Origin of the sequence: Halomonas halmophila, from assembly GCF_006540005.1 — a bacterium.
GTDB classification, from domain to species: Bacteria; Pseudomonadota; Gammaproteobacteria; order Pseudomonadales; family Halomonadaceae; genus Halomonas; species Halomonas halmophila.
Genome location: NZ_BJOC01000011.1, coordinates 145,916 through 161,286 on the forward strand (window position 1 = coordinate 145,916; position 15,371 = coordinate 161,286).

At 64.5% G+C, this 15,371-nt stretch carries 13 protein-coding genes; 8 read left to right on the forward strand and 5 right to left on the reverse strand.

Features of this window, described 5'->3' with window-relative positions; genetic code table 11:
* Nucleotides 1-46 precede the first annotated feature (46 nt).
* From HHA01_RS03415 to HHA01_RS03445, 7 genes are all read left to right on the forward strand, one after another.
* On the forward strand, nt 47-775 hold the full coding sequence (locus tag HHA01_RS03415; protein ID WP_141317733.1) for a response regulator: 729 nt from the start codon (nt 47-49) through the stop codon (nt 773-775).
* Nucleotides 772-2,256, forward strand: a complete 1,485-nt coding sequence (locus HHA01_RS03420; protein WP_141317735.1) for an ATP-binding protein — start codon at nt 772-774, stop codon at nt 2,254-2,256. Before HHA01_RS03415 ends, HHA01_RS03420 begins: the two co-directional genes overlap by 4 nt.
* A 102-nt stretch (nt 2,257-2,358) precedes the next feature.
* Nucleotides 2,359-3,597: an AGE family epimerase/isomerase gene (locus tag HHA01_RS03425; RefSeq protein ID WP_218023779.1), complete on the forward strand. Its 1,239-nt coding sequence runs from the start codon at nt 2,359-2,361 to the stop codon at nt 3,595-3,597.
* Between the two features lie 273 nt (nt 3,598-3,870).
* A complete protein-coding gene (locus HHA01_RS03430) occupies nt 3,871-5,148 on the forward strand; it encodes an ABC transporter substrate-binding protein (protein WP_141317739.1) in 1,278 nt (425 codons plus the stop codon).
* 60 nt (nt 5,149-5,208) lie between these two features.
* Nucleotides 5,209-6,132 carry a carbohydrate ABC transporter permease gene (locus HHA01_RS03435; RefSeq protein ID WP_141317741.1) on the forward strand — a complete coding sequence of 308 codons (924 nt, stop codon included), beginning with the start codon at nt 5,209-5,211 and terminating at the stop codon, nt 6,130-6,132.
* Nucleotides 6,125-7,003 (forward strand): carbohydrate ABC transporter permease, encoded by an 879-nt coding sequence (locus HHA01_RS03440; protein ID WP_141317743.1) that lies wholly within the window; start codon nt 6,125-6,127, stop codon nt 7,001-7,003. The genes HHA01_RS03435 and HHA01_RS03440 overlap by 8 nt, the downstream gene beginning before the upstream one ends.
* Nucleotides 7,004-7,022: 19 nt before the next feature.
* Nucleotides 7,023-8,144 carry an ABC transporter ATP-binding protein gene (locus HHA01_RS03445; RefSeq protein WP_141317745.1) on the forward strand — a complete coding sequence of 374 codons (1,122 nt, stop codon included), beginning with the start codon at nt 7,023-7,025 and terminating at the stop codon, nt 8,142-8,144.
* A 26-nt stretch (nt 8,145-8,170) separates the two neighbouring features.
* Here the strand turns inward: HHA01_RS03445 and HHA01_RS03450 are convergent, their stop codons facing one another.
* The 5 genes from HHA01_RS03450 to HHA01_RS03470 form a co-directional block, all read right to left on the reverse strand.
* On the reverse strand, nt 8,171-9,229 hold the full coding sequence (locus HHA01_RS03450) for a TIGR01620 family protein (RefSeq protein WP_141317747.1): 1,059 nt from the start codon (nt 9,227-9,229) through the stop codon (nt 8,171-8,173).
* Nucleotides 9,226-10,617, reverse strand: a complete 1,392-nt coding sequence (locus tag HHA01_RS03455) for a YcjX family GTP-binding protein (protein ID WP_141317754.1) — start codon at nt 10,615-10,617, stop codon at nt 9,226-9,228. The genes HHA01_RS03450 and HHA01_RS03455 overlap by 4 nt, the downstream gene beginning before the upstream one ends.
* 24 nt (nt 10,618-10,641) lie before the next feature.
* Nucleotides 10,642-11,811 carry an MFS transporter gene (locus tag HHA01_RS03460; protein ID WP_141317756.1) on the reverse strand — a complete coding sequence of 390 codons (1,170 nt, stop codon included), beginning with the start codon at nt 11,809-11,811 and terminating at the stop codon, nt 10,642-10,644.
* Nucleotides 11,802-12,827 carry a GlxA family transcriptional regulator gene (locus HHA01_RS03465; protein WP_141317758.1) on the reverse strand — a complete coding sequence of 342 codons (1,026 nt, stop codon included), beginning with the start codon at nt 12,825-12,827 and terminating at the stop codon, nt 11,802-11,804. Before HHA01_RS03465 ends, HHA01_RS03460 begins: the two co-directional genes overlap by 10 nt.
* A 156-nt stretch (nt 12,828-12,983) precedes the next feature.
* On the reverse strand, nt 12,984-14,579 hold the full coding sequence (locus HHA01_RS03470; RefSeq protein ID WP_141317760.1) for a solute:sodium symporter family transporter: 1,596 nt from the start codon (nt 14,577-14,579) through the stop codon (nt 12,984-12,986).
* A gap of 221 nt (nt 14,580-14,800) precedes the next feature.
* Here HHA01_RS03470 and HHA01_RS03475 point away from each other — a divergent pair, with 221 nt between their 5' ends.
* Nucleotides 14,801-15,343: a DUF924 family protein gene (locus tag HHA01_RS03475; protein ID WP_141317762.1), complete on the forward strand. Its 543-nt coding sequence runs from the start codon at nt 14,801-14,803 to the stop codon at nt 15,341-15,343.
* Nucleotides 15,344-15,371 lie beyond the last annotated feature (28 nt).

The window sequence follows — 15,371 nt, forward strand, 5'->3', positions numbered from 1 at the left end:
TCGGCCAGGATGGGACGACTTCCCTGCAGACGGGTGACAGCCACTCATGACGACCCCCGCCACCACTCTCTTCGTGGTCGATGATGACCCGGAGATTCGCGAACTGCTCGCCGACTACCTGACCCGGCACGGCTATCGTGCCCGGGTGGCCGAGGACGCCGCTGCCCTGCGCGCGCTGCTTGCCACCGAGCAGCCGGATCTGCTGATCGTCGATCTCATGCTCCCTGGCGATGACGGCTTTGCCATTTGCCGCGAAATCCGGCGGGACAGTGACCTCCCCTTGATCATGCTGACCGCCAGCCCCGACGAGACCGATCGAATCCTCGGCCTGGAGCTGGGGGCCGATGATTATGTCGCCAAGCCCTTCAATCCGCGTGAGCTGCTCGCCAGGGTCAAGGCGGTACTGCGTCGCTGCCGGCCGCGTGATGGGGAGACCAGCGGCGCGGGCATGACGCGCATCGTGGCGTTCGGTGGCTGGCAACTGGATCGTGTCACCCGCGAGCTGATCGACGGGGCAGGGCAGCGCAGCGCGCTTTCCGGGGCCGATTTCGCCTTGTTGCAGGTCTTCCTCGAGCATGCCGAACAAGTGCTCTCGCGGGATGCCCTGTTCGACCTGACCCGAGGCCGCCCGGCACCACCCCTGGACCGCTCTATCGATGTGCATGTCTGCCGCTTGCGTCAGCGGCTTGGCGAGGACGCTCAACACTCGCAGCTGATTCGCACCGTGCGTGGCATGGGCTATGTGCTGGCCACGCGGGTGGATCCCGTCGCGTGAAGCGAGTCGACTGGCGGCAGTGGCGCCGCTCACTGGCAAGCCTGTTGCCACGTTCCCTGCGCGGCCGCTTCCTGCTGATCATGGTAACCGGGGTACTGGGTGCTCAGTTGGCCAGCTATGCCATCTGGACGGTCCAGGCCCGGGACGAACAGCTCGCGCGGCTCGATGAACTGTCGAGCAACATCGCCTATAGCGTAGCCTCCACGGTGCGCTTCTTTCGCTCTCTGCCGTATGACTACCGCCATATCGTGCTCGATCAGTTACGCGACATGGGCGGCACGCGCTTTTTCGTCAGCGTCAATGACCACCGGATTCCGGTGGCGGATATCGGCGATGGGCCGGGCAAGGCGCTGGTGGTCGATACCTTCGGTGCGGTGCTGAACAGGGAGCTGGGCATCTCCAATGCGGTCGTCGAGTTTTCCGACCCGGTGACACTGCGCCTGCTCGACAATGAGGTGCTACTGCAGGACATGCCGCCGCGCTGGGGGCAACACAGCCTGATGAGCGCACCCATGTCGCAACCCATCCTGGTGGTTCAGCTGCCGCTGGAGGGCCAGCAATGGCTTTATGTAGCGACGCTGTTGCCGATGCCAGACGTCTTCCAGGATGGTGATTGGCTGTCCAGTGATCGGCTGTTCGTGGTGTTGATGGTGTTGCTGACCGTCATCGGCCTGTCCTGGCTGGGCATTCGCAGTGCAACCCGCACTCTGGCGCGATTGTCGCGAGCCGCTCGGCGGCTGGGCCATGATCTGGACAGCCCGCCGCTGAGCGAGGGCGGCCCGCAGGAGGTGGCTGCTACCGCCGTCGCCTTCAATCGCATGCAGCAGCGTATCCAGCATCAGGTGGAAGAACGCGAGCGGCTCTTCTCGGCGATCTCCCATGATCTCAAGACGCCCATCACCCGATTGCGTCTGCGTGCCGAGATGCTCGAGGATCCAAAATTGCGCGAGCGTTTTACCCACTCCCTGGATGAGCTGGATCAATTGGTCAGGGGCGCCCTCGACTCGGTCAAGGGCCTCGACATGCACGAAGACGTGGAGTCTATCGAGCCGCGGCGGTTACTCGAGGGGCTGGCCGAGGAACTGGCCTTGCAGGGCGGCGACATCGACATTGCCGGTCACGGCGAACCGATAGCGGTCAAGCCTCTGGCGTTCAAACGCTGCCTGGCCAATCTGCTGGAAAATGCGGTCTTCTATGGCCAGCGAGCGGAGGTCCAGCTGGAGGACTCCGACGACTTTCTGCGGGTGGTAATCCGCGATCATGGCCCCGGTATCGCAGCGGACCAGCACGACAGAGTCTTCGCGCCCTTTGTGCGCCTGGAACCATCGCGGAGCCGGCATACCGGCGGCAGCGGGCTGGGGCTGGGTATCGCCCGGCACATCATCCAGGCCCATGGCGGGCAACTGATGCTGAACAATCATGCCCGTGAAGGGCTGGTGGTGACACTGACACTGCCGCGGGACGATGACGCCGCCGTGTAACACTTTGCAATATCAGGAAAGATGGCGGCAGCGCCGCGGCGCCTTAAAGTGGTTCAGGCATGTACCCCGGTTCCGAGCCACCATCTGGAGGGAGCTAGTCTCTTGAACATCTTCGATCCCGACTTTCTCGATGCCCATGTACGCCACACCATGGCGTTCTATCACCCCCGCGCCATCGACCCCCAAGGGGGCTTCTTTCACTACCTGCGTGATGATGGCGAGATCGTGGATCGCCGGCATCGCCACCTGGTATCGAGTACTCGCTATGTAGTGACTTATGCGCGCTTTGCTCGCCACAGTGGAGAGGAAGAGTATCGGCAATGGGCGCGACACGGGCTGGACTACCTGGAAGCGCATCATTTTCAGCCGGAGTACCAGGGCTATGCCTGGACCCTGTTGAACGGCGAGGTGGAGGACGACACCAACCACTGCTACGGGCTGGCCTTCGTGCTGCTGGCCTATGCCGAAGCGCTCAAGGCCGATGTGCCAGGGGCCCGGCAGGGGCTTTATATGACTCACGACATGCTCCAGCGGCGCTTCTGGGAAGCGCAGCACGGGCGTTTCGCCGATGAAGCCGATCGACACTGGCAAGTCTCCGACTATCGTGGCCAGAACGCCAACATGCATGCCTGCGAGGCCTTGATTTCGGCCCATGAGGCCACTGGCGACACGGCCTTCGTGGAGCAGGCGATGACCATCGCCCGAGCTGTCGTCGGTGCCAACCGTGACCATGAGCATGGCTGGATCTGGGAACACTATGATGCCGACTGGCAACGCGACCTGGACTATAACCGCGATGACCCGAGCCACCTGTTTCGCCCCTGGGGCTACCAGGTGGGTCACCAGACCGAGTGGGCCAAGTTGCTGCTGATGCTCGAACGCCATCGGCCGGAAGACTGGTTGCTGCCCACCGCCGAACGGTTATTCTCGAGCAGCGTGGCGGCCGGCTGGCACCCCGAGACCGGCGGGCTTGTCTACGGGCTCGACCTGGAGGGCCGGATCAGTGATCCCGACAAGTATTTCTGGGTGCAGGCCGAGAGCTTCGCGGCGGCGGCCATGCTGGGCCAACGCACCGGCCGGGACCTTTACTGGGACTGGTATCGGCGGCTCTGGGCGTTCAGCTGGCAGCACATGATCGACCATCGCCATGGCGCCTGGTACCGCATCCTCGATGCCGACAATCGCCGCTATTCGGATCTCAAGAGCCCGGCGGGCAAGGTCGACTATCACACCATGGGGGCCTGTCAGGATGCCATGGCGACCTTGACGGCAGGACCATACAACCAGGGGCGCCGGGGACAAGCCGAAGAGGAGGTCCGGCGCCACGAATGGCGTCGGTAGCGTACAGGGAGGTATTCACAGCGCCTCCTCGCAGGCTTGTCGACGGATCAGCCCCGGGCCGGTTCTCCCTGTCTGCCATGGCTTGGGACTTGAAGACGAGAAATGATGTTACTGGCCTGAAACATTGTTTCGACATTGCAAGGGTCCGGCAATACTACCCAGTACTTGGTAACCCCGCCCGGACCCTGAAGTGCGTTAGCGTGTCATGAGCCGCCACAGGCGGCGTATCTGGATGATGAAGACGATAACCACAACACTTCAGGAGCCGTCATCATGCGCGCATTCACGACGTTTTCACCACTTCGCAAGACATTACTGGGCCTGGCCATGGCAGGTGCCCTGGGCGCCGCGGGGCAGGCCCAAGCCGGTGAAGTGGAAGTTCTGCACTGGTGGACATCCGGTGGCGAGGCCAAGGCAGTCGGCGAGCTGCGTGACCTGCTCGAGGCGGAGGGCCATGAATGGAAGGACTTCGCCGTGGCCGGAGGCGCCGGAGACAGTGCCATGACGGTGCTCAAATCACGCGCCATGTCAGGCAATCCGCCCGCCGCCGCACAGATCAATGGCCCCTCGATTCAGGAGTGGGGGGAGCTGGGGCTGCTCGGCAATCTCGACGGCGTGGCCGAAGCGGGCAACTGGGACGAATTGCTGCCCGAGGTGGTGTCGAACATGATGCGTCATGACGGCCATTACGTCGCGGTGCCGGTGAATGTGCACCGCGTCAACTGGCTGTGGGCCAACCCCGAGGTACTGGAAGACGCCGGTGTCGAGATGCCGACCACCTGGGATGAACTTTTCGCCGCCGGCGAGACCCTGCGCGATGCTGGCTATGTGCCCTTGGCTCACGGCGGTCAACCCTGGCAGGATGCGACCATCTTCGAGAGCGTGGTGCTGAGTCTCGGCGGCAGTGATTTCTATCGCCGTGCCTTCGTCGATCTCGATGAAAAGACCCTGCAGAGCGACACCATGATCGAGGCTCTGACGACCTTCAAGCGCCTGCGCAAGCTGATGGACGAGGGCATGCCGGGGCGTGACTGGAACCTGGCCACGGGCATGGTGATCGATGGCGAGGCCGCCATGCAGATCATGGGCGACTGGGCCAAGGGTGAATTCACCGCCGCCGGCATGAAGGCCGGCGAGGACTATGTCTGCGCACCGGTACCGGGCACCAAGGACGCCTTTACCTTCAATATCGACAGTTTCGCCATGTTCCAGCTTGGCGATGAGGAAGCGCGCGAGGCGCAGAAGACCCTGGCTCGCCTGATTCTCGAGCCGGAGTTCCAGAAGACCTTCAATCAGATCAAGGGATCCATTCCGGCGCGTCCCGATCTCGACATGAGCGGTTTCGACAGCTGTGCCAAACGGTCCATGCAAGACTTCCAGGCGGCGCGTGACGCTAACACCCTGGTCCCCAGCATGGCGCACCGCATGGCCATGCGTAGCGATGTGCAGGGTGCCTTCTTCGACATCATCACCAACTACTTCAACTCGAGCGATATGGCCGCCGAGCAGGCTGCCGAGCGACTGGCGCAGGCCGCCAAGCTGGCCATGTGAATGACCGTATGGCGCCCGCTGATGCGGGCACCATGCTTCTCTCGAGCCTGAGGTAGATCCATGAAACCTGTATCGACTCCCGGGGACGCAACACACACGCGTCCCAGCATGGCGGGTCATCTCCAGGCCTGGTTGCCCAAACTGGTGCTGGCGCCGTCAGTGGTGATCACGCTGTGCTTCATCTATGGCTTCATGCTGTGGACTTTTGTTCTTTCCCTGACCAGTTCGCGCATGCTGCCGAGCTATGACTTCATCGGCTTCGCGCAGTATGCGCGACTGATGAACAACGAACGCTGGTGGGTGGCGGCTACCAACCTCGGTGTGTTCGGGGGGCTCTTCGTCGGCCTTTGTCTGGTACTGGGCGCGGGCCTGGCGATCCTGCTCGACCAGCGCATTCGCCGCGAGAACGTCTTGCGCACCCTGTATCTTTACCCCATGGCCCTGTCGTTCATCGTGACCGGGGTGGTGTGGAAATGGCTGCTCAATCCCGGTCTCGGCATCCAGGCCATGGTACGCGGCTGGGGCTTCGAGTCGTTCGACTTCGACTGGCTGGTGGACCCGGACATGGCCGTCTATACCCTGGTCATCGCTGCGGTGTGGCAAGCCTCGGGCTTCGTCATGGCGCTTTTCCTGGCCGGATTGCGGAGCATCGACGACAGCATCCTCAAGGCCGCCCAGCTCGATGGGGCCAGTCTACCGCGGGTCTACTGGCGAGTCGTGATGCCCTGTCTGCGGCCGGTTGTGTTCAGTGCGGTGATGATCCTGTCGCACATTGCTATCAAGAGCTTCGACCTGGTGGTGGCGCTGACCGGCGGTGGGCCGGGGTACTCCTCGGACCTGCCGGCGACCTTCATGTATGCCCATGCTTTTTCGCGGTCTCAAGTCGGCCTGGGCTCGGCCAGTGCCATCCTGATGCTGGGCGGTGTATTGGCCATTCTGGTGCCTTATTTGTATTCGGAATTGCGGAGCCGTCGCCATGGATAGTGTGATCCGCTCCAGGACGCCGATGGCGCGTGTCTGGCGCCTGTTGCTGCATGCCACGCTGCTGCTGGCGGCGCTGTGGTATCTGCTGCCGCTGGCGGTGATGGTGCTGACCTCCATCAAGCCACTCGAAGAGATCGGCGCCGGCAGCCTGCTGGCATTGCCCGAGAACCCTACGCTGGCGCCCTGGCTGAAGGCCTGGGGCTCGGCCTGCACCGGTATGCGGTGCGAGGGTATGAGTGGCTATTTCTGGAATTCCTTCGCCATCGTGATCCCCGCCGTGGTGATCGCCACCCTGATTGGTGCCTTGAATGGCTACGCATTGACCAAGTGGCGCTTCAAGGGGGCCGAGCTGCTGTTCGGCATGATGTTGTTCGGTTGCTTCATTCCGTTTCAGGTCATCCTGCTGCCCATGGCGCAGACGTTGGGCTGGCTGGGGCTTTCGAGCTCACGAGCCGGCCTGATATTCGTGCACGTGGTATTCGGCATTGCCTTTACCACACTGTTCTTCCGCAACTTCTATGTATCGATCCCCGATGAGCTGGTATCCGCGGCCAAGCTTGACGGCGCCGGTTTTTTCCGCATCTTCTGGCGGATCCTGTTGCCGGTTTCCAAGCCGATCATCGTGGTCTCGGTGATCTGGCAGTTCACCCAGATCTGGAATGACTTCCTTTTCGGGGTGGCGTTCTCCGGATATGGCGCTCAGCCAGTCACCGTGGCGCTCAACAACCTGGTCAACACCTCTACCGGGGTGAAGGAGTACAACGTCGACATGGCCGCCGCGATGATCGCCGCGCTGCCGACCCTGGTGGTCTATGTGCTGGCCGGCAAGTATTTCGTCCGCGGGCTCACCGCCGGTTCGGTAAAAGGATAACAACGCGAGGTAATTCGCCATGTCAGCTCTGGAAATCGACAATGTCTGCAAGGATTTCGGTACGACCCGGGTGCTCGAGGAGGTCAGCCTGGCCATCGACTCCGGGGAGTTCCTGATCCTGGTGGGCCCCTCGGGGTGCGGCAAGTCAACCCTGATGAATGCCATCGCCGGCCTGGAGCCGGTGACCTCGGGTCGCATCCTGGTGGGCGGCGAGGATATCACCTGGCGCACGCCGGCCGAGCGCGATATCGCCATGGTCTTTCAGTCCTATGCGCTGTATCCCAGCATGAGCGTGCGCGGCAATATCGCCTTCGGCCTGGAAATGCGCAAGGTCCCCAAGGCCGAGCGCGAAGCCGCCGTGGAGCGGGTCGCCGACCTGTTGCAGATCTCGCACTTGCTGGAGCGCAAGCCGGCACAGCTCTCCGGCGGGCAGCGCCAGCGCGTTGCCATGGGGCGTGCCCTGGCGAGAGAGCCTCAGATCTATCTATTCGATGAGCCGCTCTCCAATCTGGACGCCAAGTTGCGCGTCGAGATGCGCACCGAGATCAAGAAACTGCACCAACGGCTGGGCACCACCATCGTCTATGTGACCCATGACCAGATCGAGGCCATGACGCTGGCTGACAGCATCGCCGTGATGCGTGAAGGACGCATTCTGCAGCTGGGTACGCCGGATGAGGTCTACAATAATCCGGTTGACAAGTATGTCGCCGGCTTCATGGGCTCCCCCTCGATGAATTTCATCGACGCGACCCTGCAAGGGCAGGCCGGTGATTACCGGCTGCATGTCATCACCGACGGCGAGGAGGAGCTCGTCCTGCCCTGGCCGGCGGAGCGCGAGACCCCGGCGCTGGCCGAGCATGTCGGCGGCACGCTCACTCTCGGCGTGCGCCCGGAGCATTTCGCCGAGGAAGACGCGCGGCTGGGCGATCGGGCCGAGGGCACGCTGCTGTCGGCCAGGGTCAGCGTGGTGGAGCCCACCGGAGCCGATATTCTCTTGCAGTTGCCGCTGGGCGATGGCGAGGTCACGGCTCGGGTCGGCCCCGATTGTCGGGTGCGTCCGGGCGAGCGGCTGGACCTGCGGGTCGACATGCGGCGCGGTGTGCTCTTCGCCGCCGACAGCGATACCCGCCTGGCCTGAAGCGGTGGAGGCTCCAGCGAGCCGGGTCACTCGCGAGGGCTTGCGCCCTTGTCGTCGATCCGGCGCAGCTGTTGCCAGAGTTCGCGGCGCAGGTCATTCAGGCGAGGCTGCTCGGTGTCCGCGAAGGTCAGCGGTCGGGTCAGCTGCTGGGTACGCAGTCCCAGGCGGGCGCCCAGCAGGCCTACGCCCAGTCCCTGGGCCGCTCGGGTGGAAAGCCGGCCGGCGAGGTCCATGGAAAGCATCTGCATGCCGGCATCGCTTGCCAGCTCGGTGGCCCCGGCAAAGGCCATCTGCCGGAAGACATCGCGCAGCAGTCTGACGCGGGCCGCATAGCCTAGCTCGAGCCCGTAGAGGCGGCACAAGCGGTCGATCATCGCCAGGTGGCGCCAGGCCACCAGGCCCATGTCCACCAGCGTCAGCGGGCTGACTGCCACCATGATGGCCGTTTCGCCGTTCATGCGCGAAATCAGCCGGCGCGCCTCGCGATCGCGCGGGCCCAGCAGGTGGTGGGCCAGCAGCGGCGCAAGGTCATTGCCATCATGGTGGGGCTGGCGCGCCTCGAGAAAGGCCTGCCAGTGAGGATGATCGTCATGCAGCTCGAGCTGGGTCTTGAGGCGTCGGGCCAGCGCCATTGCCTGCTGGGGCGAGCACTCGGGCAGCTCGGCGAGTGCCTCGCGCAGGCGATGGTGTCGGCCGAGCCGGCGCAGCCGCCAGAGTTCGCGCAGGATGGCCAGGCCGCCGAGGCCGATGACACCCAGACCGAGCAGTTGCCAGCCGGCGCTCAGCCAGTCGCCGCCAGCCAGGCTGGTGGGCAGACCGCTGACCAGCTCTGCGGCTCCCAGCCCCATTGTGCCGACCATTATCCCGAGCAATCCCCAGCGTCGCTTGCGTGGCCGCCCCAGGGCGGCGGCAGGGTCCGCCCGGGTGGTGGGCTCCGTGGTATCGCTCGGCGTCAGCGCCTTGCTCGACACCTCGCCGGAAAAGTGATGTGCCGGCCGTGGATCGGCATCGCGCAGCGGCGTTTCGGCCGTGAAGCGCATGCCGGGACGCGGGTCGTCCGGGTTGTGGCGAGGGGCATCGTTCATGTCAGCTTGTCTCCGATCAGCCAGTCAAGCGCGGCGTCCATGCGGATGTGCGGCAGCGGGCCGGGTTCTTTCGGCAAGGGGCGAAAGCCCGTGAAGTCGAAACCCTGTCGCGCCCAGAATTCGGCATCCGGCAGGCGGTTCGGGACCTCGCCGGGGAAGGTCAGCACGGATTCGCCGGCCAGGTCGGTGCCGCGCAGGGCCGGCATGCTGCGCCCCTGCTGGGTGACCTCACGTACCTCGGTGGCGCGTACCGAGGCCAGCGATAGCGCCTTGACCGGCACATTGGCATAGTGCAAGTCCTTGAGGGGCTCTTCCAACAGGGCCTCGAGCAGAGCGACCAGCCTGGTGTGCTGCTCGGGCGTGACATGGTCGGCCTTGGTGGCGGCAATTGCCAGCCGGTCGATGCGCGGCGTGAACAGGCGCGACAGCAGGCTGCGCTGACCGTAGTCGAAGCTCTGCATCAGTCGCGACAGCGCGCGGGACAGGTCCTCGAAGCGCTCCGGCCCGGCATTAAGGGCCCCCAGCACGTCGATCAGCACGATCTGGCGATCGAAGCGCCGGAAATGATCGCGATAGAAGGGGCGCACGATGTGCTGCTGGTAATAGCTGAAGCGCCTCTTGAGGGTGGCGTAGAGGCTCTCCTCGGGCAGGGCGGCAAGCGCCTCGGCACTCCACTGGGCCAGACCGGGCAACGGAAAGAACTGCAGCACCGGGGCGCCGGAGAGATCGCCCGGGAGCAGGAAGCGTCCCGGTTGCAGGTCGGAGAAGCCAGCCTCGCGGGCGCCGCGCAGCCCCTCGGCATAGCGTTCGGCGAGCTCGGCCAGTTGCGCCTCGTCCACCTCGCTGTCGGGAGCAAGCTCGCTGACGGCATTCTGCCAGTCGGCGAACAGGGCCTGGCGTTGCGGCCCGTTATCCTCGCACTGTGAACGGCTCCAGCCGATGAAGTCGTGCTCCAGCAGCGGCAGGTCGAGCAGCCATTCTCCCGGGTAATCGAACAGATCCAGGGTGAGTTCGGCCGTGTTGCCGCGCCACCAGTTGGCGTGGGCTCGGCGAAAGCGGATTTTCAGGCGCAGCTCGCTGATGCCGCGGGTCGGCGATGGCCATTCGGGTGGCTCCCCGGCGAGGGACTGCATGGCCTGGTCATAGGGAAAACGCGGCACGCCCAGGTCCTGCTGGGAAACACGCTGCGCCCCCAGCAGGCGCTGCTCACGCGCGGCACTCAGCAGGTCGAGGCGAGCCTCGAGCCCGGCGTGGCGAAGCTGGTCGACCAATGACGTCAGAAAGGCGGTCTTGCCGGCGCGTGAGAGTCCGGTGACCGCCAGGCGCAGCTGGCGGTCGCGGCCGCGTTCGAGGAGGTCGTGTAGGTCGCGCGTCAAATCCTGGGGCATTCAAGGGTCCGTTTGATGGCCGAATCATTCCCTAATCTGTGGGCGCTGGCCGCGGAAGGCAAGCCCGAAGAGCAAGATGGGCAAAGCACACAGCGGGACCACGGCCAGGTTGAGCAGTGACCAGCCGAGCGCTGAGGCCGCCGGTCCGGCAAGCAGGGCGGTGAGGGCGACGGTGGTGAACACGAGGAACTCGTTGGCGGCCTGGGTGCGCGCCTTCTCGGCCACCGTGTGGGCCTCGGTGAGCAGGCCTGTGGCCGGCAGGAAGGTGAAGTTCCAGCCCAGGCCCAGCAGTATCAAGCCGCCGTGGAACCCCGCCAGACCGGCTTCCCACTGCGCCACCAGGGCGCTGGCGATCAGCAGCAGACAGCCGGCCATGATCATGCGCGAGGCGCCGAAGCGTGCGGTCAGGCGTCCGGTGACGAAGGACGGCAGGAACATGGCAACCACATGCCACTGGATGGTGGCGGCCACATGGTCGAACTCATGCCCGGCCGCCGCCATGGCCAGCGGGGTCGCCGTCATGGCCAGGTTCATGACGCCGTAACCGACCATGGCGCTGATGACCGCGATCAGGAACACCGGCTGGCGCATGATCTCGGTCAGTGGGCGCTGCGGACCGTCGTCCTGCCCCTGCTGCTCCGCCGGCATGCGCACGAAGCTGAGCAGCACCAGGGCGACGAGATACAGCACGCCGAGACCGATGAAGCTGCCGAGGTAGGGGGTGGCGGCCAGATCATGACTGTGCCGAGCCAGCCAGGGCCCGCAAAAGGCCGCCACCACGCCGCCGCCCATGACCAGGCCGATGGCCCGGTCGCGCCCGCCGGCAGGAGCCGCCTCGACGGCGGCGAAGCGGTAGAGCTGACCGAAACCGATGCCGATGCCGATCATCCAGGTGGCCACCAGGAAGAGGCCGAAGCGCTGGGTATGCAGGGCGACAATGGCCAGGCCGGTACCGGCGATGCCGATCAGGTTGCCGAGCATGAAGCCGCGCCGGCGTCCCAGCCTTGCCATGATCAAGGACGCCGGGATGGTGGCGCACATCAGCCCCAGCCATTGGGTCGCCACCGGTGCGGTGGACCAGCCGGGAGACGGTGCCAGCATGGCCCCGATCAAGGGAGACACGGCGATCAGCAGGATATTGCCGCTGACCAGCAGGGCCTGGCAGAGCGAGAGCAGGGAAACGGTCAGGGGCATGGGGCCTCCTCGGTGGGGCTGGTGTGGGATCGGGCGCCGAAGCGTTGGCGATAGACCGATGGCGAGACGCCATACCGCCGGTGGAAGAGGCGCCGCAGTTGTTCGGCGCGGCCCAGGCGCCACCGGGCGGCCAGGCGTTCCAGCGATGGGGCGGGGCAGGCATCGAGCAGCTGCATGCGCGCGCCTTCCAGTCGCAGGCGGGTCAGGTAGGCGCCTGGCGTGGTATCCAGATGCCGCCGGAAGAGTCGTGACAGGTGGCGCGGCGTGACCGACACTTGGGCCGCCATGCCGTCGAGATCATGATCGGCGGCGGGGTCGGCGTGCAGTCGGTCGAGCAGGTCGCGCAAGGGGCCGGTCGTGCGTTGCTGATGCAACAGCGCCTCGCTGAACTGGGCCTGGCCACCGGGGCGGTGCAGGAACATCACCAGTTCGCGGGCAACGCGGCCCGCCAGGCCGGCGCCCTGATCGGCTTCGACCAGCGACAGGGCAAGATCGATGCCAGCGGTCACTCCGGCGCTGGTATAGCGGCCGCGATCCTCGATGTAGAGGGCATCGGGCTCGACGAGTACCTGCGGATGGGCTCGTGCCAACGCTTCGGCGTGACGCCAGTGGGTGGTGGCGCGATGCGCATCGAGCAGCCCGGCCCGGGCCAGCAGGAAGGCACCCGTGCAGATGGCGCCGAGGCGCCGGACCCGCGGTGCCATCTCGCCCAGCTCTTCGAGGTGGTGTCCGGCACGGCACTCGTCGAAGACCCCGCTGCCGCCGGCGATCAACAGGGTGTCCGGGGCGCCGAGGGAGGCCAGGCCTTGCCAGTCGAGGTCGGCCTGCATCACCAGGCCGCCGTTGGTGATCAGGTTCCCGGGGGAGCGGGCGACCAGGTTGAGCGCGTAGAGTGGCTGGCCGGCGAGGGCGTTGGCACTGGCGAACACCTGCCAGGGGCCGGCGATATCCAGCACCTGACAGTCGGGATAGGCGAGCAGGGCGACACGACGTGCAGGGGATGAGGGGGATGGCATGGCGACTCCTGGGCTCAACGGCATGCTCTGGAGTCTGGCGGACGGCGCCGGTGTCTACAATGACCGATATCCCACTGAAAAGGACATGGTAATGCCCCAACGACGACGCCCCGCTGGAGGGCGGGGCGTCGAGGTTGCCGTGGCAAGGTGGCGGCGTCAGCCGGCAAAGGCGGCATACATGATGACCACCAGGATCACCAGCACTATGCCGACGGGCACGGCACCCTTCCAGGGCGTGAGGTCGACGGCGCCGCTGTCCTCGTGCGTCCAGGCTTCGGTACGCGGGCGCAGTTTGCCGATGATCAACATGCCCACGACCAGCAGGACGAAGACGGAGGCCACGAAGTGGAATTCGTGCATGACCGTCGGCAGTTTGTTGAACGGCGGGATGAAGTAGCCGGCAAAGATCATCAGGCAGCCGCCGACCAGGGCGATCTTGGCGGCCATGGCGGGCACACGGCGGGTCAGGAAGCCGACCAGCACCACCGCCAGGATCGGGATGAAGTAGATGGCATTCATCTTCTGCAGGTAGCCGAACAGGCTGTCCTGGCCGGCCAGCAGCGGGGCAATGGTCATGGCAATGACGGCCATGACCCAGCCGAAGATCTTGCTGGCGCGCACCACCTGGGCTTCACTAGCCTCGGGGTTGAGTACGCCTTTATAGATACCCAGGCTGAACATGGTGGTGGTACTGTTCAGGGCCGAGTTGAAGGATGACAGGATGGCACCCACCATCACCGCGGCGAAGAAGCCGGTGAGATAGGGCGGCAGGACATTGAAGACCAGGTGGCCATAGGCTTCGTCGGCCTGGATGCCCTGGTCGGCATAGAGGTGATAGGCGATGATGCCCGGCAGCACCAGATAGATCGGGCCGAGCAGCTTGAAGAAGCCGGTCAGCAACACGCCCTTCTGGCCTTCGGCGAGGTTCTTGGCAGCGAAGGTTCGCTGGATGATCTGCTGGTTGGTCGTCCAGTAGAAGACGTTGATCAGGAACACGCCGGTGAATAGCGTGAAGAAGGGCACCTGCTGATCCTCACCGCCGATCGAGTTGAGCTTGTCGGGGTTACTCTGTTTGAGCGTCTCCCAGCCGGCCATGATGCCGCCGCCATCACTGACAGCCTGCAGGCCGAAGTAGACGATCACGAAACCGCCGACCAGCAGGCCGATGCCGTTGAGGGTGTCGGATACGGCTACGGTCCGCAGGCCACCGAACAGAGCATAGACAGCCCCGATCAGGCCGACCAGCCAGACGGTCATCCACAACAGCAGGGTGGGAGACTGAATACCGGTCATCCCCTCGAGATCCAGCATGCCCTGCAGGCCCATGGCACCCGAATAGAGAATGATCGGCAGCAGGATGACGGCATAGGCAAGCAGGAAAATCACATTAGTGATGCGCTGGGTGCCCTTGTCGAAGCGGATCTCCAGCAGCTCGGGTACCGTGGCGATACCGCTGCGTAGAAAACGCGGCAGGAAGAACAGCGCCAGCAGTACCAGCGCAATGACCGCCACGACCTCCCAGGCCATGACGCTCAATCCATCATTGAACGCCGAGCCATTGAGTCCGACCATCTGCTCGGTGGACAGATTGGTCATCAGCAGTGAGCCGGCGATAAGCGGGAAGGTGAGGCTGCGTCCGGCCAGAAAGAGGCCGGTGGTGCTCTTGTGGTCATCCTGTCGCGTGAGGCGCCAGGTCACAAAGGCCACCAGTCCCGTGAAGAACAGGAAGGATACGAGAGTCAGGGCATGCATGTCAGAAGATTCCGTAGATCGCGGAGTGTATTGCCGTGTCGCGCGCAATTTAAGTTGGTAAGTTTCGTAAATTTACGGCGACGTCGGGAGTTTAGGAGGCTATGTATATTATGCCATACGCCTTTGGTCTAGCATTGTGTAGCTGACTTCAGGCGGATGATGAAAGAAGGCGCCGAACCCGTGTACACGGCAAGGCCGTTCGGCTGGCAGAGGAGGTTTGCATGGCAACATCACAGGAAGTAACCGGCTACTGGTTTGGGCACCTGGGTCCCGGTGACTGGTTTCGCAAGGACCCGGCGCTGGATGCCGACATTACCGAGCGTTTTGCCGCTGTGCTGGCTGCGGCGTTGCGTGGCGAGCTGTACGTCTGGCGAACCTCGGCCGAGGGGCGCCTGGCCGAGATCATCGTGCTGGATCAGTTCTCGCGCAACATCCATCGCGACACTCCCGGGGCCTTCGCTGCCGACCCGCTGGCGCTGATTCTCGCCCAGGAAGCGATCGACCGGGGCGTGGATCGAGCGCTCGACGTCTCGCGGCGGGCCTTTCTGTACATGCCCTTCATGCACAGCGAGTCGTTGTCCATCCACGACCGGGCGGTCGAGCTCTTTGCCCAGCCGGGACTGGAAAGTCAACTCGGGTTCGAGCAGCGGCATCGCGGTATCATCGAGCGATTCGGGCGTTACCCGCATCGCAATGCCATCCTCGGTCGTGAATCGACCCCTGAGGAACTGGCCTTTCTCGAACAGCCAGGGTCTTCCTTCTGAGGCCGTGGAAAGGCACCATTTTGGTAGC